The 19746-nt window shown below is 52.9% G+C and carries 24 protein-coding genes and 1 pseudogene; 15 read left to right on the top strand and 10 right to left on the bottom strand.

Annotation, left to right across the window (positions count from 1 at the left end):
• The first annotated feature begins 100 nt into the window (after positions 1-100).
• Entirely contained in the window at positions 101-238 is a 138-nt protein-coding gene (locus AC0LWT_RS25510; RefSeq protein ID WP_474684085.1) for a hypothetical protein, read from the top strand.
• 54 nt (positions 239-292) lie between these two features.
• On the opposite strand, the gene AC0LWT_RS25505 is transcribed toward AC0LWT_RS25510, so the two are convergent.
• Genes AC0LWT_RS25505 through AC0LWT_RS25495 form a run of 3 tightly spaced genes read right to left on the bottom strand, consistent with a single transcriptional unit; the run spans position 293 to position 5508 of the window.
• Positions 293-517: a hypothetical protein gene (locus AC0LWT_RS25505; RefSeq protein ID WP_474684084.1), complete on the bottom strand. Its 225-nt coding sequence runs from the start codon at positions 515-517 to the stop codon at positions 293-295.
• A gap of 13 nt (positions 518-530) precedes the next feature.
• Positions 531-794, bottom strand: coding sequence for a DUF5132 domain-containing protein (locus AC0LWT_RS25500; protein ID WP_474684083.1), 264 nt, complete (start codon positions 792-794; stop codon positions 531-533).
• Positions 795-837: 43 nt separating this feature from the next.
• On the bottom strand, positions 838-5508 hold the full coding sequence (locus tag AC0LWT_RS25495; RefSeq protein ID WP_474684082.1) for a cation-translocating P-type ATPase: 4671 nt from the start codon (positions 5506-5508) through the stop codon (positions 838-840).
• A gap of 170 nt (positions 5509-5678) precedes the next feature.
• On the opposite strand from AC0LWT_RS25495, the gene AC0LWT_RS25490 reads away from it, so the two are divergent.
• The 3 genes from AC0LWT_RS25490 to ppk1 all read left to right on the top strand — a co-directional run bounded on the left by AC0LWT_RS25490 (position 5679) and on the right by ppk1 (position 8735).
• Positions 5679-5888, top strand: a complete 210-nt coding sequence (locus AC0LWT_RS25490) for a hypothetical protein (protein ID WP_474684081.1) — start codon at positions 5679-5681, stop codon at positions 5886-5888.
• 111 nt (positions 5889-5999) lie between these two features.
• A complete protein-coding gene (locus AC0LWT_RS25485; RefSeq protein ID WP_474684080.1) occupies positions 6000-6404 on the top strand; it encodes a hypothetical protein in 405 nt (134 codons plus the stop codon).
• A 207-nt stretch (positions 6405-6611) separates the two neighbouring features.
• Positions 6612-8735: a polyphosphate kinase 1 gene (gene ppk1 / locus AC0LWT_RS25480; RefSeq protein ID WP_474684079.1), complete on the top strand. Its 2124-nt coding sequence runs from the start codon at positions 6612-6614 to the stop codon at positions 8733-8735.
• On the opposite strand, the gene ytfJ is transcribed toward ppk1, so the two are convergent.
• Positions 8729-9133 carry a GerW family sporulation protein gene (gene ytfJ, locus AC0LWT_RS25475; RefSeq protein ID WP_474684078.1) on the bottom strand — a complete coding sequence of 135 codons (405 nt, stop codon included), beginning with the start codon at positions 9131-9133 and terminating at the stop codon, positions 8729-8731. The two genes, ppk1 and ytfJ, sit on opposite strands and share 7 nt — an antisense overlap.
• A gap of 170 nt (positions 9134-9303) precedes the next feature.
• On the opposite strand from ytfJ, the gene AC0LWT_RS25470 reads away from it, so the two are divergent.
• Positions 9304-9408, top strand: a complete 105-nt coding sequence (locus tag AC0LWT_RS25470) for a YjcZ family sporulation protein (protein ID WP_474684077.1) — start codon at positions 9304-9306, stop codon at positions 9406-9408.
• 56 nt (positions 9409-9464) lie between these two features.
• Here AC0LWT_RS25470 and AC0LWT_RS25465 read toward each other — a convergent pair whose 3' ends face one another.
• Positions 9465-10724: a mannosyltransferase family protein gene (locus AC0LWT_RS25465; protein ID WP_474684076.1), complete on the bottom strand. Its 1260-nt coding sequence runs from the start codon at positions 10722-10724 to the stop codon at positions 9465-9467.
• 271 nt (positions 10725-10995) lie between these two features.
• Between AC0LWT_RS25465 and AC0LWT_RS25460 the strand changes: the two genes are divergently transcribed.
• The 8 genes from AC0LWT_RS25460 (at position 10996) to AC0LWT_RS25425 (ending at position 16292) form a co-directional block, all read left to right on the top strand.
• Positions 10996-12006, top strand: a complete 1011-nt coding sequence (locus AC0LWT_RS25460; RefSeq protein WP_474684075.1) for a glycosyltransferase family 2 protein — start codon at positions 10996-10998, stop codon at positions 12004-12006.
• Complete coding sequence (locus tag AC0LWT_RS25455) at positions 12003-12452, top strand: GtrA family protein (RefSeq protein WP_474684074.1); 450 nt, start codon at positions 12003-12005, stop codon at positions 12450-12452. The genes AC0LWT_RS25460 and AC0LWT_RS25455 overlap by 4 nt, the downstream gene beginning before the upstream one ends.
• A 2-nt stretch (positions 12453-12454) precedes the next feature.
• A complete protein-coding gene (gene wsfD, locus AC0LWT_RS25450; protein ID WP_474684073.1) occupies positions 12455-13882 on the top strand; it encodes a glycan biosynthesis hexose transferase WsfD in 1428 nt (475 codons plus the stop codon).
• Between the two features lie 148 nt (positions 13883-14030).
• The gene (locus AC0LWT_RS25445) at positions 14031-14324 is read left to right on the top strand and encodes an alpha/beta-type small acid-soluble spore protein (protein ID WP_474684119.1); all 294 of its coding nucleotides are present in this window, start codon (positions 14031-14033) and stop codon (positions 14322-14324) included.
• Between the two features lie 134 nt (positions 14325-14458).
• Positions 14459-14905 (top strand): Hsp20/alpha crystallin family protein, encoded by a 447-nt coding sequence (locus AC0LWT_RS25440; RefSeq protein ID WP_474684072.1) that lies wholly within the window; start codon positions 14459-14461, stop codon positions 14903-14905.
• A gap of 107 nt (positions 14906-15012) precedes the next feature.
• Entirely contained in the window at positions 15013-15231 is a 219-nt protein-coding gene (locus AC0LWT_RS25435; RefSeq protein ID WP_474684071.1) for a hypothetical protein, read from the top strand.
• Positions 15232-15236: 5 nt separating this feature from the next.
• Positions 15237-15941, top strand: coding sequence for a hypothetical protein (locus tag AC0LWT_RS25430; protein WP_474684070.1), 705 nt, complete (start codon positions 15237-15239; stop codon positions 15939-15941).
• A gap of 3 nt (positions 15942-15944) precedes the next feature.
• Positions 15945-16292, top strand: coding sequence for a hypothetical protein (locus AC0LWT_RS25425; RefSeq protein ID WP_474684069.1), 348 nt, complete (start codon positions 15945-15947; stop codon positions 16290-16292).
• A 106-nt stretch (positions 16293-16398) separates the two neighbouring features.
• On the opposite strand, the gene AC0LWT_RS25420 is transcribed toward AC0LWT_RS25425, so the two are convergent.
• Together AC0LWT_RS25420 and AC0LWT_RS25415 are read right to left on the bottom strand one after the other, a co-directional pair.
• Positions 16399-16665: a hypothetical protein gene (locus tag AC0LWT_RS25420; protein ID WP_474684068.1), complete on the bottom strand. Its 267-nt coding sequence runs from the start codon at positions 16663-16665 to the stop codon at positions 16399-16401.
• Between the two features lie 11 nt (positions 16666-16676).
• The gene (locus AC0LWT_RS25415; protein WP_474684067.1) at positions 16677-16919 is read right to left on the bottom strand and encodes a spore germination protein; all 243 of its coding nucleotides are present in this window, start codon (positions 16917-16919) and stop codon (positions 16677-16679) included.
• Between the two features lie 323 nt (positions 16920-17242).
• Between AC0LWT_RS25415 and AC0LWT_RS25410 the strand changes: the two genes are divergently transcribed.
• Positions 17243-17641: a hypothetical protein gene (locus tag AC0LWT_RS25410; RefSeq protein WP_474684066.1), complete on the top strand. Its 399-nt coding sequence runs from the start codon at positions 17243-17245 to the stop codon at positions 17639-17641.
• Between the two features lie 280 nt (positions 17642-17921).
• Here AC0LWT_RS25410 and AC0LWT_RS25405 read toward each other — a convergent pair whose 3' ends face one another.
• The 3 genes from AC0LWT_RS25405 to AC0LWT_RS25395 form a co-directional block, all read right to left on the bottom strand.
• The gene (locus AC0LWT_RS25405) at positions 17922-18215 is read right to left on the bottom strand and encodes a hypothetical protein (protein ID WP_474684065.1); all 294 of its coding nucleotides are present in this window, start codon (positions 18213-18215) and stop codon (positions 17922-17924) included.
• 190 nt (positions 18216-18405) lie between these two features.
• Positions 18406-18630: a DUF1128 domain-containing protein gene (locus AC0LWT_RS25400; protein WP_474684064.1), complete on the bottom strand. Its 225-nt coding sequence runs from the start codon at positions 18628-18630 to the stop codon at positions 18406-18408.
• A 94-nt stretch (positions 18631-18724) separates the two neighbouring features.
• The gene (locus tag AC0LWT_RS25395; protein ID WP_474684063.1) at positions 18725-19045 is read right to left on the bottom strand and encodes a hypothetical protein; all 321 of its coding nucleotides are present in this window, start codon (positions 19043-19045) and stop codon (positions 18725-18727) included.
• Between AC0LWT_RS25395 and AC0LWT_RS25390 the strand changes: the two are divergent.
• A pseudogene (locus tag AC0LWT_RS25390) lies at positions 19021-19672 on the top strand (glycosyltransferase). The gene AC0LWT_RS25395 and the pseudogene AC0LWT_RS25390 sit on opposite strands and share 25 nt — an antisense overlap.
• Positions 19673-19746: the final 74 nt, after the last annotated feature.

Raw genomic sequence — 19746 nt, 5'->3', positions numbered from 1 at the left:
ACATATTCGGTCTTATGCCATGAAGGTACTCAATGGGCGCGAATAATTTTACAGGTGTAATCCATAATACGGATGTATCGTTTCGGGGAGGTGATCGTCCATGAGCATGTTGAAAGATTCGGTTCTGTTTTTAGGAGGTTTTCTGAAAGTTGGCGTTGGGGTCAGCATATTGGTACTCTTTTTCATCGTCCGCTATGCCGTCAATCGAAGAAAGAAAAAATCAGGCTTCCTGAAATAAGCTTCAGCCTGAAGCGGTCTACTGCCTGCTTCAGGCTGTATAGGCGTGAATTCGCTAGCGGATTCGCGGAAACGTAATCCAGCCGAGCAGATTTAACCTCGACTTCTTTCCTTTTTCCCTAACTTGTCCTATAAACTCCCCAAGAAATTGCTCCCATTTCAAACCTATTTCTTTTTTCGCGTTATCGTTCTCAAGCACGCATCGTACGCTTTGGTTTAAAGCCGACTCCAGATGCGCCAAAGCTTCGCGCAAATGATTATCTATATTTTGCTCGGTCATCCATCCGTTCTCCTCACTTTTCGGCATCGTCATACTGGGCAATTTCCCGGTCAAGCTGCTTTTTCATTCTTTCGAACTGCGCTTCGGCAATAATATCCTCCACTTCCTGCCGCGCGTATTCAATAAGCGCTCTGCCGCGGTTCAGCAAACCGGCGCCGCCTTGCATGCCGGGTGCGGCAAGCGGACGGAACGTCGCTTTGGCAATGGGCAGCAAAGCGGCTGCCGCTGCGGCAAGCGCAGCGCCGATAATGATTTTGTCCATATTCTTCTGAATCATTTGCGTTCCTCCTAATGGGGTTCATGAGTGAGACTGCGGCTGTTTAAGCCGCAGCGTAAGCGTCCGCCGCCGGGAGAGCCGGGATGGCCCGTTTTTTGGAAATCAGGGCCAGCACCGGTTTGGACAAGAGAGATACCGATCCGGCTACGCCAAGGATGGGAATCCAGTAGACCAGCGGCAGAGGAGCGGTATGGAAAAACCCGGCCAGCGTCGGAATGTACAACGCTCCTACCAGAGCCAGCCACGACACGCATATAGCGCCGACGAAGAAGCGGTCCTTCGTCCAATCGCGCATCGTTTCTTCCGAGCCTTCCTGCCGCCATGAGAATGTCTGGATCAGTTGGCCCGAAATCAGCGTCGCAAAGGCAACGCTTTGAGCTACCGCTACAGGCGCGCCGACCGCAAGGCTTGCGGCAAATAAACCGAGCGTGCCCAATCCGAGCAGCGAGCCTCTCGTCACCAATTTCCGGTACAGCTCCTTATCGACGAATTCGACTTGTTGCTGCTTGTTCTTATGGCCCGGATTCACGGCCAGCACCATCGCGGGCAGAGCGTCGGTCAGCAAATTCATGAGCAGAATTTGAATAGGAACCAAAGGAATCGGCAGGCCGACCATCACGGCGGCGCTGGTGACGATAATCTCGGCCAGGTTGCCGGTCAGCAGACAGCCGAGCGCTTTGCGAATATTGCCGATGATCGTGCGGCCTTCTTTGACCCCTTCGACAATCGTGCCGAAATGATCTTCCGTCAGCACCATATCCGCGCTTTCCTTCGTAACTTCCGTCCCGGTTCGCCCCATTGCGATGCCTACGTTGGCCTGTTTGATAGCAGGCGTATCGTTGACGCCGTCGCCGGTCATCGCGACGATATATCCGCGTTTTTGCAAAGCCGTTACGATGCGCAGCTTATGCTCAGGCGTGACCCGGGCAAAAATGGACACTTGATCCGCCATCCCAAGCAGCTCTTCGTCCGACATGCGGTCAAGCTCATGGCCGGTGACGACGCTCTGCGCATCGCTGTAAATACCAAGCTGCTTCGCAATCGAAATCGCGGTGATCGGGTGGTCGCCGGTAATCATTACAGGCTTAAGCCCGAGCGCAAAAGCTTCCTGAATATTTCGCTCCACTTCTGGCTTGGGAGGGTCCATCATGCCGGCCATGCCGACATAAATGAGCTCCCGCTCGTCATCAATGGGCTCGTCGCCGTCGATCTCATCCAAAGGCCTGTATGCAAAAGCAAGCACGCGCAGCGCATCGGCCGAAAATTTTTCGTTTTGCTGCAAAATGTGCTGCTTCTGTTCTTCGGATAACGGCAGTACATCCCCGTCCCTCTGGTATCGGTTGCAATGGTGGAGAATCGTCTCGACGGCCCCTTTGGAGAAAAGATAGCATTCCCGCTCCGTCTGGGAATCTTTGCACACGACGCTCATTTTTGCGGTTTTGGAATCGAACGGGATTTCGTGCCCGCGGTGCCAGTGGGTCAAATCTTTGAGCCACAGCCCGTTTTTGGCTGCGAGCGTCAGAAGCGCGCCTTCGGTCGGGTCCCCTTTGGTCGTCCAGTGCCCGTCATGCTGCTCAAGCTTGCTGTTATTGCACAGCACGCCGATTTGCAGCAGCCGGTTCAAATCAGGGTGAGATACCGGGCTTCCGTAATGTTCCTGTCCCTTCTGTTCCGCGGCTGCGGCGGCAACCTCGGGAACAAACTCGTGCAGCACTCCCGTCGGTTCATAGCCGTTGCCCGTTACCGTCCAACCGCGATCCACGGTGGAAATCGCTTTTACCGTCATTTCATTTTTGGTTAACGTGCCTGTCTTGTCCGTGCAAATGACCGTCGTTCTTCCTAACGTTTCCAGAGAGGAAAGCTTGCGGACCAACGCGTTTTTCTTCGCCATACGGAAAATCCCCGCGCTTAGCGCGATCGTTATCGTCACGGGAAGCCCTTGTGGGATGGCTGATGCCGCAAGCGTGATCGAAGTTGTCATCATTTGCGAAATGGGAATGCCGCGCAAAATGCCGGCTGCGAAGACAAGTCCTCCCGCGATAAGGGCGCCTTTCACAAATTTTTTGCTGATCGACGTTACTTTTTCCTGCAGCGGGGTTACTTCTTTTTCCTGCTGTTTCAACAGGGACACCAAATGGCCCATTTCGCTATTCATCCCCGTCTGCACGACGACGCCTATCCCCTTGCCACCGCACACGTCCGTTCCCATGAAAAGCATATTGCTCCGCTCGGATAAGGTGCATTCCTCAGGCAAAGCGGACTCGCTCTTTTCGACGGGAAGCGATTCCCCGGTCAAAGCCGCTTCATTGACGCGCATGTTCCATGCGCTGATCAAGCGGATATCCGCGGGAACGCGGTCACCCGCCTCCAGGCAAACGATATCGCCTGGCACCAGCTCGGCGGCGTTCAGCTCCGTTTGCCGGCCGTCTCTGATTGCTTTGCAGGCCGGAGGCTGGAACTGGTTCAGCGTTTCCACCACTTTTTCCGCTTTGCGTTCCTGAATCGTGCCGATTGCGGCATTGGCGAGCAAAATGGCCCCCATGGCGATCCCGTCAAAAAGGCCGCCGGTAAACAGAGCCAGCACACTTGTGCCAAGAAGAATCAGCGTCGTAAACTCCTTGAATTGGCCCAAGTAGGATACGAGCCATGGCGTAGGCTTTTTGCTGTCAAGCCGATTCGGGCCATACCGGTTTCTCATCGCCGCAACCTGATCCTGGGACAGTCCGTTGTGAAGGTTCGTCTGCAACTCCCCGATGACCCGTTCGCTCGGGAGGTGATGCCAGACCCAAGCTTCGGAAGCGGCGGCGGCCTCGTCCTTAAACGTCATTTGCGGCGGGGACGGCAGGGCTTCGCTCCTGATTTTCGTTCTGGACATAAATACGAGTGATAAAGCGTCCCCGATCAAATTGGCGACCGGCGCGCTGATCATGCCCAGCGTAGCGAGAGCGGAGCCGAAAATGTTCCATTTTTTGGCGATTTGTGCGTGTTCGGTTACGGTTTGATTCGTTCTTACGGCGTACCAAGCGCTTTCCCGGACACGCTGCAGCTCATGGATGGAAATCGACGGCACCCCGGCTTCTTTATAAAACCGGTTGAGCGGCGTTTGCTCCTGAGCGGCGACAAACAGCACTTCTTCCCCTTGCTGCTTGAGTCCGGCGATCCGTTCGATCACTTCGCCCCGCTCCAGAGATGACCAACTCGTATCCATCCGGTACCGGGAAATCTCGTCATCGCCGATGTGCAGGCTGTTGTTCAGCAGTCCAAGCCGCCATCCTTTATCGCTGAAAGATGCGGCAGCGGAGCCGTATTCGTTGACCGGCGATTGCCGGTGTCTGGCCATGAAGCCGAGACATTCGTTCTTGGCATTTCCCTGCTTCCCGACAAAAAGAACGTCAAAGCCTTTTCTTGCAAGCCTTTTTGCTTTAAGCTCATAGGCATCGCAGTCAATTCCGTTCGCTTGCATATATTTGGAGCCGCCAATGAAAATCCGGCTATCATTGACTTTGCCTTTTATTCCGTGTCTCTCTTCTTCCACATGGAAAGCGGTGCGGATCGTCCGGCAAGTTTGTTTCGCCTTGCTGCGCACATCTTCTTTCCACGGATGGCTGCTTTTTTCCATCAGCGAAGCGGCCAAACATACCGCTTTATCCGCATCCTGCTCCTTCTCCGCGATGCAGCTGATTTCTTCCAACTCAGGACGGTTAAACAAAAGCGACGAATCTTCGAATAAAATCGTTTTCGTTCTGGCCAGTTGGGATAACGACCCCTTTTCCGGAACTACGTATTCTCTTTCTCCCGAAACAAGCTCTGCCTGATTCCAGGCGTATTGCGCGGGTACGGTCATCGCCCGCGGATTCGCGGCCAGAAGCACGGCGATGGCGCGGAGCGGACTGCGGGTCACGGCCAAAGTCAAACCGGCTGCGACGAGCCCCAATTTGCCCGCCTTTTCGCTGTACGCTTGAATTTCCGGCGACATCACGGACTCTTGCTGCCCGTTCGATATGAAGCGGCTTCGCTTCCAGTTCACATATTGCAAAATGCTGAGTCCTGCCAGCACGACCAAATTTTCGCGCATGAGCGCGAGGGCGAGAGCGCTTGTGCCTAAAAGGAGATCCGAATTTATTTGTCTCTTATCGGAATAGGCTTGAACTCCCCGTTTGAGAAAAGGGTAGCCGGTCACGACCGAGACGAGCGCCGATAAATAAAAAGGCGCCGGGCTTCCGGCCAGGGCGGAACGCCCGAACAAAGCCTGCTTGATGCCCAGCACGGCCAAACCGCCCATGGAAAGCGCCAAGGCGATGGGCACTTTTTCCGCGGGCTCGCCCGTACCGGGCCCTCGCGGCGCCGGAAGAGCCAGCGGCTCGCGAGCAGGCCCGGCCTCATGCGCAGCCGCGGCTTCCCGCTCCGCCTCTTCCGGCCCGGCAGCCGGGTCCAAAGCCTTCGCTTCGGCCTCCGGGTCCGAAGCGCCGATCCGCTCTTCGACTTCGCCGATCAGGTCGAAAATGCGCTGCGCGGTTATCTGCTTTGCATCATACAGAAGCAGCATCCTGCCCGTAATCGTGCAAGGCTCCGCTTTATAAATGCCAACGCAAGCCGATAATTTGGCTGCGAGCAGCTCCGCGGTCCGTTTGCTGCCCTGCAGCCCGCGAATTTCAATGCGTATCCTCCCCGGCAGGATGTGAAGAAACCTGTTGTCATTTCGTAACGCTATCATCCATAACTCTCCTTCATCCATGCTAACCACAAAAAAAGTGATTTGGCTATTATTCGCAATGTTAGTTGAAATATGCATCGATTTTTCGTGACCAAATGTTCGAATGAAGTATAAATATTTCATATTTTGGAATTATTTTATGTACAACCTTTATATAAGGAGAGGATATTGTGGCCAAATCACCGCTTGGCATCATCTTTGCCGCGGCTGCCGTCGCGCTTGCCGTGTCCCCGGAAGCCCGGAAGGCCGCGCGCAAACTGGCCGTCAAAGGGGCAGGCGTGCTGCTCGAAATCAGGGATCAAATCAAAGACGGAGCCTCAGGGCTCCGGCCGGCCATGCATGAGGACGAAAACAATACGGAGCCTTCCACGCTCCCATAATTCGGATGAACTTGAATAGAACATTTGGCGGCTTGGCGACGATTTAAAAATCGTACAATGGGGAACTACTATCCCGTAGCAACAAAATAAAACACACAAGGAGTGATCCGTATGTTTCAAGGCGGTTCTTTATGGGGAGGGCTCATATCCGGAGGTATTTCCCAATTACAGGACACGATGAGCTTGACGAGAGGCCAATTGGGTAAAAAAGATTATATGGTTCATACGACGGGCAATGTGACGGGCGCATTCGGCGTTATGGCCGGCATCGAATACGGGGCTATCCTTGGAACTTCGCTGATGCCGGGAGTCGGCACAGTCCTTGGGTCGGTTGTCGGCGGACTGCTTGGCAACACCTTGGGCCATACGCTCGGAACGCAGGCCGGCAATGCGCTTGTCAACAGCAGTCTGGCCGCTAATATTACGAATAGAGTTTCCAATACGGTTTCCAATATCACCGAATCGGTAACGGATACCGTTGCGAATGCCGTACAGCCGGCAGCGCAGCCCGAATAACCCGGAAATTCAACAACACTCGCTAACTGTCAATTAGCGAGTTTTCCCTATCTTTAATAGCGAAAGGAAGAAGAGGCTATGTCTTATAACGATAACGAACATGTGCCCGGCCCCGTTACGTTTCGACCCAGCGCTACATGGCAATTGTTTCAAAAAGTCGGATTCCTGTTATTCAGAAAAAAGCGATGAGGCAGATGGAGGCGCGCCGTGGATTATATCAATCGTGAAATTAGCTGGCTGCAGTTTAACAGGCGTGTTCTTCAGGAAGCCCAGGACGAGCGCACTCCGCTGCTCGAGCGGACAAAGTTCATATCGATCGTTTCTACCAATCTGGATGAATTTGTAAGTGTTAGAGTCGCCGGCATTATGGATAAAATCAGAGCGGGCAACCAGGAGGCCGATTTCACCGGCTTTACGCCGCAGCAATTGCTGGAAAAAATCATCGTCATGATCGAGCAGCTGGTGGCCGAACAATATGCGGCCAATGAGCGGATTCTCCGGCTGCTGGAGGAGGAAGGTCTTGTTTTTACCGGTTATCGCGAGCTGGAGCCCGAACAAAAGAAGGAAATGGAAGCCTATTATTTTCAAAAAGTATTTCCCGTGCTGACTCCCTTGGCTATCGATAAAAGCCGGCCCTTTCCGCTGATTCGCACGAAAAGCGTATATGTGGCCGTCGTTCTGAAACCGACTTCCGATGCGCAGCACAAGGAAACTTACGTGGCCTTGGTCGAAATTCCGCCCAATCTGCCACGCTACATTGAAGTTCCTTCTCTGGAGGACCAGCATGTGCGGCAGTTTGTTTTACTCGAAGATTTGATCAAGCAGCACATTCATACATTGTTTACGACGTATTCACCGGTCACCTTCCATACATTCCGTTTGACCCGCAACGCCGATCTCGATCCGAACGAGGAAGAAGCCGAGGATCTGCTCGATGAAGTGGAAAAAGTATTGCGCGCCAGAAAATGGGGCACCCCGATTCGTTTGGAAATCGAAAGAGGGTTCGACCCGTTTGCATTGGAACTGCTAAAAAAAGAACTGGAAATCGACAGCCAGTTTCTGATTACGAACGACGGTCCGGTTGATTTGAGCTATTTCATGTCATTTTCCAATTCCATTCAAGGTTTCGAGCATCTCCAGTATTCGAGATTCGAACCCCTCTATCCGCGGGAATTTACGAAGACGGACAACTTTTTTTCAGTGCTGCAAAAAAGAGATGTTCTTTTGTTTCTTCCGTACGAGTCGTTTGACGCCGTCAATGATTTTATCGGGCAGTCCGCCGCCGATCCTTCCGTCATGGCGATTAAAATGACCTTATACCGCGTCAACGGCAATTCACGCATTATCCGGTCTTTGAGCCGCGCCGCCGAGGCGGGCAAGCAGGTGACTGTAGTCGTCGAGCTGAAAGCCCGGTTTGACGAAGCCCGGAACATCGAATGGGCCAAAGAACTGGAAAAAGCCGGGTGCCACGTCGTATACGGCCTGCCCGGGCTGAAAATTCATGCCAAAATGATTTTGGTCGTGCGCAAGGAAGCGGATTCCCTCAGGCGTTACGTCCACGTCGCCACCGGGAATTACAACGAAGTGTCGGCGCACATATTTACGGATGTCGGACTGTTCTCATCCGATCTGGAAATCGGCGAAGACGTATCCAATTTGTTCAACAAAATTACGGGGTTTTCCGCCCCGAACCAGTGGCATTTTCTCAGCGTAGCCCCGACGCATTTGAAGCAGCGCTTGCTGGACTGCATTCAGCGCGAAGCGGAGCACGCCGCCGAAGGCAAGCCTGCAAGAATAATCGCCAAAATGAACGCGCTGTCGAATAAACAGCTCGTCGACGAACTGTATGCCGCTTCCCAGGCGGGCGTCCGGATCGATCTGATCGTCCGCGGCATCTGCTGCTTGCGTCCGGGCATCCCCGGCCTAAGCGACAATATTTCCGTCCGCAGCATTGTCGACCGGTTCCTGGAGCATTCGCGGATTTTTTATTTTGAAAATGCCGGCTCCCCGCAAATATGGCTGTCCAGTGCGGACTGGATGACCAGAAACATGGATAAACGCATCGAACTCATGTGTCCCCTTCTGAACGAAGACCATAAGTCCGCCGTTATTCAATATTTGTCGCTGCTGCTGAACGATAATGTGAAAGCCAGGCTGCTGCTGCCAGACGGCCGGTACGCGATGGCGCATGATGAACAGCCTCCCTGCCGCAGCCAGTTTGAGGCCAGAGATCTAGTAGTCCGGAAAAACAACTCCGTTCATATTCCGAACGACTACATAACCTCATTGGCTGCTTCCGCCTACAAAAGCGAGTCGGACCTCGTTCACTGACTATGTTCTTCCCCCGCATCGGATTGCCGAATCAGATTGTTCAATTTGTCAAAAAGATGCGGAGCCATATCCAAAATTTTGTCGTACACGGTGGGAGAGTTGTCCAGATAAACCGTTTGGACGCCCATTTTGCCTACGATCAAAAAAGCCAGCGGCGTTACGGACACGCCTCCGCCCGTACCGCCGCCAAAAGGCGGCATGACTCCGGCGGATTCCGGGCTGCGCCTGCCCAAATCGCTTCCCCCCGCGGCAAACCCGTAGCTTACTTTGCATACCGGTATAATAAAGGTGCCGTCGGGCGCTGCAACCGGCTCTCCGATGGTCGTATTCACATTGACCATTTCTTTCAAATGATCCATTGCCGTTGTGACAAAAGATTGCAAGGGGTGCTCTGTCATTCAATCACCTTTCGCTGCTATGTCCTTAGATGTCATTGTGGTCATGATTGAAAAAGAATAAACGGCGCCGGATTCGGACATGATCCCAAGTTTTTTTGAAAAAGCGGGACATCTATCTATACTGCGCATAGACAAACGACATATAGTGTGGTGTGAAGGGAGGGATCGGCATGGGTGGCGCATATGGAGCATTTCATCATACCAGCACGGCTGTAATCCTTGTATTATATATTCTGCTTGTCATCGTCCTCAGCACTTTCGGTTTTGGTCTGTAAAATAGAAGCGGCCGGTACGAAGTAAGCTGTACCAGCCGCTTTTTTACATAAAATCATTAAATGACGAAATAATAGCCGTTGAAAAACCCGATCGTAATGATGACATGCAAAATCAGAAACAGCATCACGTACAGCAGCCTGGCGTTTTCGCGGTTGTTCGTCAAGCTTACGATATAGATGTAAAAAGGAATGCTGACCATAATATAGCGGACTACGCTGACCAGGAACAACGGCTGGCTGGAAAACGGAATGACGATCAGCAGCAAGCCGTAGCCAAAAAACAGCAGTTCCTTCCAATCGCGGACCATCTTCTTGAGATGAACGAGGAAATAGATGATAAATACGACAAATACAGCCGTCGATATCGTAAAAGCGATCAGTCCGTTATCCCATCCGTCCGGGGTGGAGAAATACGGGTTTTTCAAAAAACCGAAATAATTCTTAAACGGCGTCGTCGTATAGCGGAACCAGTGCAGGCTTTGCTCGTGAAAAGGCGCCAGCCAATCGCCGGTAACCAGCTTCATATGAAGCAGGTACAATCCCATCGGAACGAGCGACAACAAGCTGTACGCGGCCCATCTGACGTACCGCCACGTCCATTTGAAGCCTTCGTCCAGGCAGACGGTGCCTATGACAAAAGCGAGGTTGATAAAGCCCGGCACCCTTGTCACCGTTGACAAGCTTGCCGCCAAAAACGCCAGCGCATACTGCCTGCTGCCCGCATGATAGATCGCTGCCGCCGACAGCATCAGGAACAAGCTCTCCGTATAAGGAATCGAGTAATACAGCGACGAAGGGTAAACCAATATAAGCAAAAGCACGGTTCCCGCCTGGCGCTCGCTTAACCCGCGCTGCAGGGCGATCAAGTACACATATATAAGAGCTGCAAGCAAAAACAGGTTGGACAGCACCATGCCGACAATCGACGGATCGAGCCAAATGATTTTGCCGAACAAATAAATCAATAGCGGATACAACGGGAAAAACACCCAATTGGCCGCCGTATGCGGCTCGTCCATCCGAACCTGGTCATAGCCTTCGGTGGCGATTTTTAAATAAGAATATGTATCGAACTTGATAAAATCTTCAAGCTGCAGCTTTCGCGTGCTTTCCAGCTCTTCGGGCAACTGCATTTTCCATTCGGAAAAGCTTCCGGGAGGGGTTTGCACATATGTGGGTACAGCCGCATAATCGTTGAACAAATTCAAACCTACGTACCCCGTAAACAGCATCAGCGCGCGGCTAATAAGCACAAGCAGCACCACGGACAGAACAAGCTTGATCGTCAGTGGCTTCTTGAACAATTCCGCATTCATTTCTACACTTCCCTCCAGGGCGGGTCGGTTTCTTCTTCTAATTGACCACTTTAAATTTACATGAAGAATACATTAATAACAATTTAAGGATTTGTAAAGAGGGGAATGTTATGGAAACATTTTCCCGGTTTAATTCGTCTACATTCATGGACGAAACAAACGGGCAAAATGTTTAAATTTCGTTAAATATTAAATTTGTGTGAGGATTACGTTATAATGAGGCATAAAAAGTATGCAACCAACTTTCCTTGCAGGATGGAGACGAATAACTGTGGCTAACCCTGTTTTGACAATTGTTGTTCCTTGCTACAACGAAGAGGCTGTGCTGCCGGAAACGGTATTTCAGCTTAGCGGCGTTCTGGATTCTTTGATCCAGGATGGCCTTATATCAAGCTCCAGCACGATGCTTCTTGTCGATGACGGCAGCAAAGACACGACATGGGGACTGATCGAGCGGTTCCATGAGGCCAATCCGTTCGTTACCGGACTGAAGCTGGCACGAAACGCCGGGCACCAAAACGCGCTGCTGGCCGGGCTGATGAAAGCGAAAGCTTACGCGGACTGCGTCGTTTCCATCGATGCCGACTTGCAGGACGACGTGGAGGCCATTCGCGAGTTTGTCGTCAAATACCGCGAAGGGTACGACATCGTGTACGGAGTCAGGCAAAGCCGTACGACCGATACCTGGTTCAAGAGAGCTACCGCGCAGGGCTTCTATAAGCTGATGACCCGCATGGGCGTGAACATTCATTACAACCATGCCGATTTCCGTCTTATGAGCAAACGCACGCTCGATGAAATGGAAAAGTTTCGCGAAGTGAACCTCTTTCTGCGCGGGATCGTGCCGCTGCTCGGCTTTCCGTCTACTAAAGTATATTACGACCGCAAGGAGCGCTTCGCCGGGGAGTCCAAATATCCGCTGAAAAAAATGCTCGCGTTTGCGTTTGACGGCATCACCTCGTTCAGCGTCACGCCGATCCGATTTGTCACCTTGATGGGCTTCGTTCTGTTTGCGCTCAGCGTCGTCGCCGCGCTTTACGCGATTATAGGCAAATTGCTGGGGGCCAACGTCACAGGCTGGACTTCGCTGGTTTTGTCCGTATGGTTCATCGGCGGCGTGCAATTGCTGGCGTTAGGTTTAATCGGAGAATACATTGGGAAAATTTATAAAGAGGTGAAGCACCGCCCTCTTTATGTGATCGAAAAAGAGGTGACGGCACATGCGCGGGAACTTGCCGCAGCCCCATCCGTTAGCGCCAAGATCGGCGGGCAAATGACATGAACCGTATGCGCACATGGCTCACGGGCAGCTTTGCCCGGTTTTTGCTCGTCGGCTTGCTGAATACGCTGATCGGACTCGGGACCAGCTTCGCGCTGTACAACTTGCTGCACCAAAATTATTGGGTAGCGACCTTTACCGGCAATTCTGTCGGGGCCGTCGTCAGCTACGTCCTGAATCGCACGTTTACGTTTCGTTCGAACGCAAGCGTGAAGAGCAGCTGGTGGAAATTCGCCGTAGTCATAGCGGTCTGCTACGGGCTTTCTTACGGAGCCAGCTGGCTGCTGGCGGAAGCCGCTTCCAGGCTGCTTCCTTTCTTGAGCGCGGGACTGCTGCATAACGCGGCGATTTTGGCGGGGAACGGCCTCTACACGATCGCAAATTATGCGGGGCATAAATATTTTACGTTCCGGACGGCCGGATCAAGGAGCTTACCTACGAGGAGCTAGGAATGAGCAGGTTCGACAAATGGAATTCGTTCGCATTGCTCGCAGCAAGCGGGATACTCAGCTTTCTGCTGTTTGTGAAGCCGATTCTCGGCGTTGCCGACAATGGCGATTTTCTCCGCATCATGGGTTCCGCAGGGCTTTCTTACCTGAGTGCTGCGGAACCGCCACAGGATCATTACTTTGCTTTTATGCATAAGCAATATGCCATGGATGCGCCCTTCGCGGGCGGGTACGTCTCGTCGCAAATCATCCTGGTGTTCGCCGCTTCATGGATCGCGAAGCTGCTGTATGATTGGCACGTTTTCGACATCCGCTTTCTCGGCGCCCTCTACAGCCTGCTGCTGCTAACCGCATTCGCTCTGCTGCTGAGGCTGCGGATGCTTGCCTCCCCTGTGACGAAATGCGTGTTCACCGTTTTGTTTTTGCTTGTCTTTTTCGATGTCGGGTATACGGCTTACTTCAACTCCTTCTTCGGGGAGCCGATGGCGCTCGTGTTTTTGCTGCTGACGATTGCCGCCGCTTTGCATATGGCCGAACGCCAACAACCGCGAACCGCATGGTTCGTATTTTTTATCGTTTCTGCGATCTTCCTTGCCGCCTCCAAAATCCAAAACTCGCCGACGGGAGTCATCCTGGCGCTGCTGGCGCTCCGGCTGCTGCCCTTATTGGGCGCGGCAGGCCGTAAAAAGACCGGCTTCGCGCTGACTGCCCTGCTGCTTCTCGTGTCGTGTGCGATTTATGCGACGGCACCCCGCGAGCTTCGAACGGTTAACCAATACCAATCGGTGTTTTACGGTATTTTGAAAGACTCGCCGTCGCCGGAGCGGGATTTGGACGAGCTGGGCCTCGATCCCGCGCTCGCGCGCCTTGCGGGCACGCATTATTTTATGCCGGACACGCCTATTCCCCAGCAGAGCGACACGCTGAAACAATCGTTTTATCCCCGCATCAGTCACGGGAAGATCGCGATGTTTTATTTGCGGAACCCGGGCAGATACTGGGACAAATTGGAAGTAACCGCCAGCAAAGCCATGACCATTCACATCGGCTATCTGGGCAATTACGAGAAAAGCGCCGGACTTCGCCCGGGAAGCGTCTCGACCGCCTTCGATACGTGGAGCGTGATCAAAGAGCGGGCGCTGCCGCATTCGATCTGGTTTTTGGGCGGATTTGCCGCGGTTTATTATGCGGTTATCTTCGCCCTGTATGCGAGGGAGCCTGCGCGCGGGGCGAAAGCGGCGTACGAAGTGTTCATGGCCGTAGGCCTGATCGGAGCGGTCGCCTTTCTCGTGCCGGTTATCGGCGACGGCGAAGCCGACATGGAGAAGCACCTCTTCCTGTTCAACGTCTGCTTCGACGTCATGTGGACGGCCTCGCTCGTATGGCTTGCACAGCGGGCTGTTAATTTCGTCAAAGCCAGGGCATCCTAGAGTCTGTCCGATGAACCGCGTAGAAGGTATATGTATGCAAAATGACGGTATTCATGCAGCGTGAGCGGCATATATGCAGTCATTATTCAGTGGGTATGCACAAACGCAACTCCGTCGGACTGACTCCTAGCCGTGAGGTGATGAAATGATGGCTCGCAGAAGAAGCAACCGGGCTGCCGTACCCGGATCGGAGCATGCCCTAAGCCAGCTCAAAGCGCAAGTGATGAAAGCCCAGGGCTACAACGTCAACCCGGATCGGCCCGATCTGGTCAAATACGAAGTAGCCCGCTCGCTTGGCGTGCCGCTGCAGCCCGGCTACAACGGGCAGCTTCGCTCCGAGGACGCCGGCAAGGTCGGCGGCCCGATCGGGGGCGCCATGGTGCGCGAACTCGTGCGCATGGCGCAGCAGCAGCTCGCGCAGCAGCGCCCGCCGCAAAGATAAGAGGCGGAGGCAGACGGGAGTCTGCAAAAGTAACTAAGCCTGTCAGACTCCTTAAGTGCCATAATCCGCCGCGGGCTCACATAAGCTAGAAGCAAGCAGTTTCGCTGCGAGATTTTAGTCAGAAGGTGATGCCCTTGAAGCCGAATCCCAGCAACCGCACGCCCAAAACCGACTGGAAAGGGCTTCATGCACAAGCCGGCGATGTGCTGGGGCCTGATTTCTGGCAGGATATTGCCGGTTTGCTCCCGCTTTCCGGACCTAGAATTGATATGTATGAGACGGGCAGTGAGGTCGTCGTCGTTGCCGAAGTGCCCGGGCTATTATCCCCCGAACACGTCCAGCTTTCCATCCGCGAGCATTTCCTCGTCATCCGGGGAACGCTTGTCCGCCCTTATCAGGTCATCGATGAACAAATGCTGCTGTCGGAACGGTTTTTCGGCGCTTTTGAACGGCGGATTCGCCTGCCTGACACAGCCTTGACCGAACGCATGCAAGCCCAGTATCATAACGGCCTGCTGATCATCCGCATTCCGACGGGGCCCGAAGCCGGTGAAACGCCGGTTCCCATAAAATTCACCTGACGCTCGGCCGCTCCGGCCGGGCGTTTATTCGTTTGAAGAAAAGGGAAATATGCTCCGTTTGTCCCCATATACATAATAATATCAGAACAATGGAGGAGGTACTTTCCATGGTACGCATTCGGTTTCAATCCATTCATATCGATTCCGTCGCCAATACGTCCAGCATCAACAAAGGAGAGAATCGAATTATAGGGCGCAAGCATGCCATAAAATCAAACGATGGATTAGGCGAAGTATCCGGGGACGGCAACGTAGTGACCGGCGGCAACCATCTTGTCCTCGATTCGGACACTATCGACGTTCCTCCGCCCAAGCGCAAAGGCTGAGCTTTATGGGATGGTGGTTTTTCAGGGATAAGCCGTCGCCTCCTCCGCCGGTTCCCGCTCAGCAGCCTGCCGCGGCGGATGCCGGCGCCGCTGCTTCTTCCGCCGTCATCGCGCAGTTGGAAGCCCGGCTGCAAAAACTGGAAGAGCACCTTGCAAGCATGGCTGCAAAAAGGCCGGAAATCCGCATCGATAACGTGCATATTCATCAGCCTGTTTTGGAAAATTTGACATTTCGCCTGGATCAACTGGATATAAAAGAATTAAGCGGTTCGCTTAATCTCGGGAACAACTTTGGGGCCAAAACGGATCACAAAGCGCACGGCGGCGCTATCGCGGGCGGCGGCACAGCAGGTGCACACGGCGGCGCTGTCGCGGACAGCGGCAAAGCCGGTGTACACGGCGGTGCGTCCGCAGAAGGCGGCAAAGCCGGTGTGCACGGCGGTGCGTCCGCAGAAGGCGGCAAAGCCGGTGTGCACGGCGGTGCGTCCGCAGAAGGCGGCAAAGCCGGCGGAACTGCCACGAGCGGCGCTATCGCGGGCGGAGGCAAAGCCGGTGCATCCGCCGCTTCTACGGCTGCGGACCATGCTGCGGCTGCGGACCATGCTGCGGCTGCGGACCATGCTGCGGCTGCGGACCATTCCACTCCCGAGCGGACTTCGACCGGTTACCGCTACACAGTCCAGCCTAAACCGAACACAGGAGGTGCTTAGCCCGTGCCGTCTTTCATGTCGCCCAATTTCATTATCGGCTCGATCCGGATCGGCTCCGTAGAGAGCGCGTCCTGCATCAATATGGGCAACAACTGGCCCACAGCTTTCGAGAGCACGCAAAAAACCGTCCAAGGCTTCGGCTCTGTCGCCGGAGACCACAATCAGCTCGTCGGCACCCGCTCCTTGCTGAACGACTCCGACTTCCTCGACATGCTGAACATCGAGGGCTCGGAGGCGCCAGAGTGGCTGCAAGATATGATTGCCGGCTCCGTGCAGGCAGCCGGCTTTTCCGCCCCCGGCGAGGAGGAGCCTGCGCAGGAGCAGGAAACGAGCGAAGCGGAAGTCAAGTGACGGTCTGAAAGTCTGTCCGACGGAGCCGTTTTGTACATTGGGCGGTCTCTTAGGAGTCTGTCCGAGGAATTCATGCGGGAGGTAAGCAACTCCGCCCGCCAGACTCCTAGCCGCAGCCCCGGCTGATCAAAAAATCGCCTTTCGTATAAGGCGCATCGATCACATCATTATCATATATCGTATTGATATTATGATTCACATGATTTTGCTCGCCGCTGACAGTACCCAGCCCGTTGTTCTCTTTATTGCTGACCGACCATAACAGCTGAGTATTCGTACCGACAAAAATACCCGAAGCGTTGGAAATGGAATTCACCTGAATTTGGTCGAAATGAATGATGGGCCGGTCCAATTCGGGCGTTCGTCTCAGCATCGCGATCACCTCTAAACCTGGTTGGTCACTGCGGGTTTGAAGTCCTGATCATTGATCGGCGCGTCGATAAAGTCATTGTCAAAAATAAAATTGGCTATGTTGGCAAAGATCGTATTTCCATAATTTTGGCCTGTGGCAACATTATTTTTGCTGTGCGAATCCCAGCTTGATTGCGCATTCTCCCCGATTCCGATCGTTGCATTCGTATTCAGCGAGTTGACGTTGATCATGTTAAACACTATGGAACTCGGCATGCTTCACACCCCTATCCGCCGTCAGGCCTGTCGCCCTGGCACTGAATCCTGTATGTTAACCTATTCGGCGCAGGCGGGAAAGGTGCCGAAAATCACAAAACCGGAACGGCACCACCGTCAAACAACTCCAACACAGCAAAAATTTGGTGACTCCGCAATCCTTTTTTTGTGTGAGAATCTGTCTTTCGAGGTCGCGGTGGTGCGACACCCCACCGGTTGCTTGGCGGAGGGAGACCGCACGACCGGTTATGGAGCGGCTGCCAGCCGGGCCAGCCTGCAATCGTGCAGGCTTTTACGAGGGAAGCGCGTGCGGGGGTGCCCATTTGGACGAAAAGCCTGCAAAAGTGCAGGTTTTTTCAGTGCAAACGGCCATTTTCGGGGAAAAGCCTGCGATTGTGCAGGAATTTTCGGTGAAAATGAATCTGAACCCACCTTCGCGGCGAAAAGCCTGCACATTTGCAGGAATTTGTCGTTGTCAGCGTATCAGCCGAGCAAAAACTGTACTTTTGCAGGTTTTTTCTCGCGCAACCATAACCAGGCAGATGGTGCGCGGCTCCGGCGTGTGGGTTTCCTGGCAGCCTGCAAAAGTGCAGGTTTTTTCAGTGCAAACAGCCATTTTCGGGGAAAAGCCTGCGATTGTGCAGGAATTTTCGGTGAAAATGAATCTGAGCCCACCTTCACGGCGAAAAGCCTGCACATTTGCAGGAATTTGTCGTTGCTAGCGCTACGTTTGTTCAGAAAATTGCCGCCTATTGCCGACATTCCGCGCGCTGCCGGTGACGCGCCAATTGCAGCAAATTTTCTACACATCACCAACGGCTCCCTGGCGAGCAAGTTTGGGAAACCAACGCGCTGCGAAGGCGTTTCTGACCAGCCCGGCCGCACGCTCTGCCTAATGCACAGCAAAAGACGCCTCCATCCCCACTTGCAAAAGTGGTTTTGGCGGCGTCTTTTCGCTGCATTTGGGGCTGGCTCACTCACAAATGCGGCGGAGCAGCGGTCTTACCAAAAGAATGGGCCTGGGAAACCGCCGAAACCGCCGAAGCCTGGGCCGAAACCTGGGCCAAAGCCGCCGAAACCGAATGGCGATGTGCCGATAGCCAGAAGGTCAAACAAAACAAGCGGAATAACCGCTTTTGTTTGAACTCCCTTTTTCCCTTTCGGGGAAGCTACAAACAAAGTATTGCCGCTGATTCGAACCAATTTGCCTGTAACTTGAGTTCCGTCTTTTTTCAGCGCAAAAATCTCTTTTCCTAGCAATTTGTGGACATCTTTTTTGCGAATCGCAGTTGACATGAGTGCGCACCTCCTTCAGAAAACAGGGATTCATTACTCTACAGTGTACGTCCCGTCAATTCTTTGCGATTGGATAGTTGTCCGAGGCAAAATCCAAAATACGCAGGAGTCTGCTCAACACAAAAAACGGCCCCCCTTCGCTTCAAGAAGAGAGTCCGTTCAAATGACCGCAGCCGTGCGCTGCAGCTTGCTAGGCTTTGCGCAGCTTGCCCAGTTCCGATGTAATCGCATCGATCTCGCTGATGCTGAATTTGTCTTTGCTCATCACCATATCGTATAAATCCTTCAAATCCTCGTAGGCATCCTGCTTCAAAGCCGAAGCTTTGATGGACCCGCCGGTTGCCATGCGGAGCTTTTTCTTAATTTCTTCAAACATATATTCCACATTATCTTCAGACCAGTTGCTCAAATCCATCGGCACAGGTTCATCCTTTCTCCAGGCATTTGCCCTTCCTGTACCTCATTGTAATGGAGTGCGGCATTTTTGTAAATTGTCCTAATGGACATCGTTAGTATTTAAAAAATGATGCGGCAGCTAATGTCATGACATGTTGTGGAGGCATACCCATGAGTACTCTTCCATATAGCTCCAGTCCTGTCGATGCTGTAGTCAGCGCATGATTGGAACCGCCTCTAATATCCCGGAAGATCTGGGACAAGCGATTGGAATCGGCGATGTTTTTCGGAATGGAAATTCGAAGAATAAGCTCCTGCAAGCCGCAAATAATCCACTGTATAAAATAAGCTATCTCAACCATAATAAAAAAGCATATTTTATTCCAAAACGACAGAGGAGCAGATGAATGTGAAAAACAAATGGCTGCTGTCATTACTGTTAACCTTGGCGTTCGTTTTAACATGACGCCGGCAGCGGTGTCCGCGCAAGCGAAGGTGAGCGAGAAGAAGGATTCAGCTTGCCTTAGTCCCCGAATGGTACAGCTGAAAACCTATATGCAGAAGGTTTGGATCGATCATACGATATGAACGAGAAGTTATATTACCAGTGCAATATCCAACCGTCAAGATCAGAAGGACGTATTGGACCGACTTTTACGGAACCAGCAGGACATAGGCAATGTGATCAAGCCTTATTACGGAGAAGCCACCGGCAATAAACTGGCTGATCTTCTGAAGGAGCATATTTTGATCGCAGGGAAAATTGTAGCTGCTGCCAAAGCGGGCAATCAGACGGATGTGAAAAAGCTAGAGGCGGATTGGCATATAAACGCCGACGATATCGCCAAATTTTTAAGCGCAGCGAATCCAAATTGGCAGTTTAAAACGCTGCAAGACATGCTGTATACACACCTTCAGTTGATTACGAAATAGTCCTTAGCTGTTTAAAAGGAGATTGGAAAGCGGATATTGCAGCAACCGACAAAAATGAAATCCATATGATTCATTTAGCCGATATCCTGACAGATGGCATTATCAAACAGTTTCCCGGGAAATTTTAGGCGAATCGATTGCTCACCCAACCAAAAGCACAGCAAAAGACGCCGCCATCCCCACTTGCATAGTGGGTTTGGCG

It is taken from the genome of Paenibacillus sp. sgz302164 (assembly GCF_056120505.1).
Note: the sequence above shows the minus strand (reverse complement) of the source record. Positions and strands in the feature narration are given on the sequence as shown.

Excerpts from the sequence above, each read along its gene's own strand:
- AC0LWT_RS25500 (WP_474684083.1), bottom strand. The coding sequence starts at position 794 with ATGATTCAGAAGAATATGGACAAAATCATTATCGGCGCTGCGCTTGCC.
- AC0LWT_RS25435 (WP_474684071.1), top strand. The coding sequence starts at position 15,013 with ATGGTACGCATTCGGTTTCAATCCATTCATATCGATTCCGTCGCCAAT.
- AC0LWT_RS25405 (WP_474684065.1), bottom strand. The coding sequence starts at position 18,215 with ATGTCAACTGCGATTCGCAAAAAAGATGTCCACAAATTGCTAGGAAAA.
- AC0LWT_RS25470 (WP_474684077.1), top strand. The coding sequence starts at position 9,304 with ATGGGTGGCGCATATGGAGCATTTCATCATACCAGCACGGCTGTAATC.
- wsfD (WP_474684073.1), top strand. The coding sequence starts at position 12,455 with ATGAGCAGGTTCGACAAATGGAATTCGTTCGCATTGCTCGCAGCAAGC.
- AC0LWT_RS25415 (WP_474684067.1), bottom strand. The coding sequence starts at position 16,919 with ATGCCGAGTTCCATAGTGTTTAACATGATCAACGTCAACTCGCTGAAT.
- AC0LWT_RS25455 (WP_474684074.1), top strand. The coding sequence starts at position 12,003 with ATGAACCGTATGCGCACATGGCTCACGGGCAGCTTTGCCCGGTTTTTG.
- AC0LWT_RS25485 (WP_474684080.1), top strand. The coding sequence starts at position 6,000 with ATGTTTCAAGGCGGTTCTTTATGGGGAGGGCTCATATCCGGAGGTATT.
- AC0LWT_RS25495 (WP_474684082.1), bottom strand. The coding sequence starts at position 5,508 with ATGATAGCGTTACGAAATGACAACAGGTTTCTTCACATCCTGCCGGGG.
- AC0LWT_RS25505 (WP_474684084.1), bottom strand. The coding sequence starts at position 517 with ATGACCGAGCAAAATATAGATAATCATTTGCGCGAAGCTTTGGCGCAT.
- AC0LWT_RS25445 (WP_474684119.1), top strand. The coding sequence starts at position 14,031 with ATGGCTCGCAGAAGAAGCAACCGGGCTGCCGTACCCGGATCGGAGCAT.
- AC0LWT_RS25400 (WP_474684064.1), bottom strand. The coding sequence starts at position 18,630 with ATGGATTTGAGCAACTGGTCTGAAGATAATGTGGAATATATGTTTGAA.
- AC0LWT_RS25395 (WP_474684063.1), bottom strand. The coding sequence starts at position 19,045 with ATGACAGCAGCCATTTGTTTTTCACATTCATCTGCTCCTCTGTCGTTT.
- AC0LWT_RS25430 (WP_474684070.1), top strand. The coding sequence starts at position 15,237 with ATGGGATGGTGGTTTTTCAGGGATAAGCCGTCGCCTCCTCCGCCGGTT.
- ytfJ (WP_474684078.1), bottom strand. The coding sequence starts at position 9,133 with ATGACAGAGCACCCCTTGCAATCTTTTGTCACAACGGCAATGGATCAT.
- AC0LWT_RS25510 (WP_474684085.1), top strand. The coding sequence starts at position 101 with ATGAGCATGTTGAAAGATTCGGTTCTGTTTTTAGGAGGTTTTCTGAAA.
- AC0LWT_RS25420 (WP_474684068.1), bottom strand. The coding sequence starts at position 16,665 with ATGCTGAGACGAACGCCCGAATTGGACCGGCCCATCATTCATTTCGAC.
- AC0LWT_RS25465 (WP_474684076.1), bottom strand. The coding sequence starts at position 10,724 with ATGAATGCGGAATTGTTCAAGAAGCCACTGACGATCAAGCTTGTTCTG.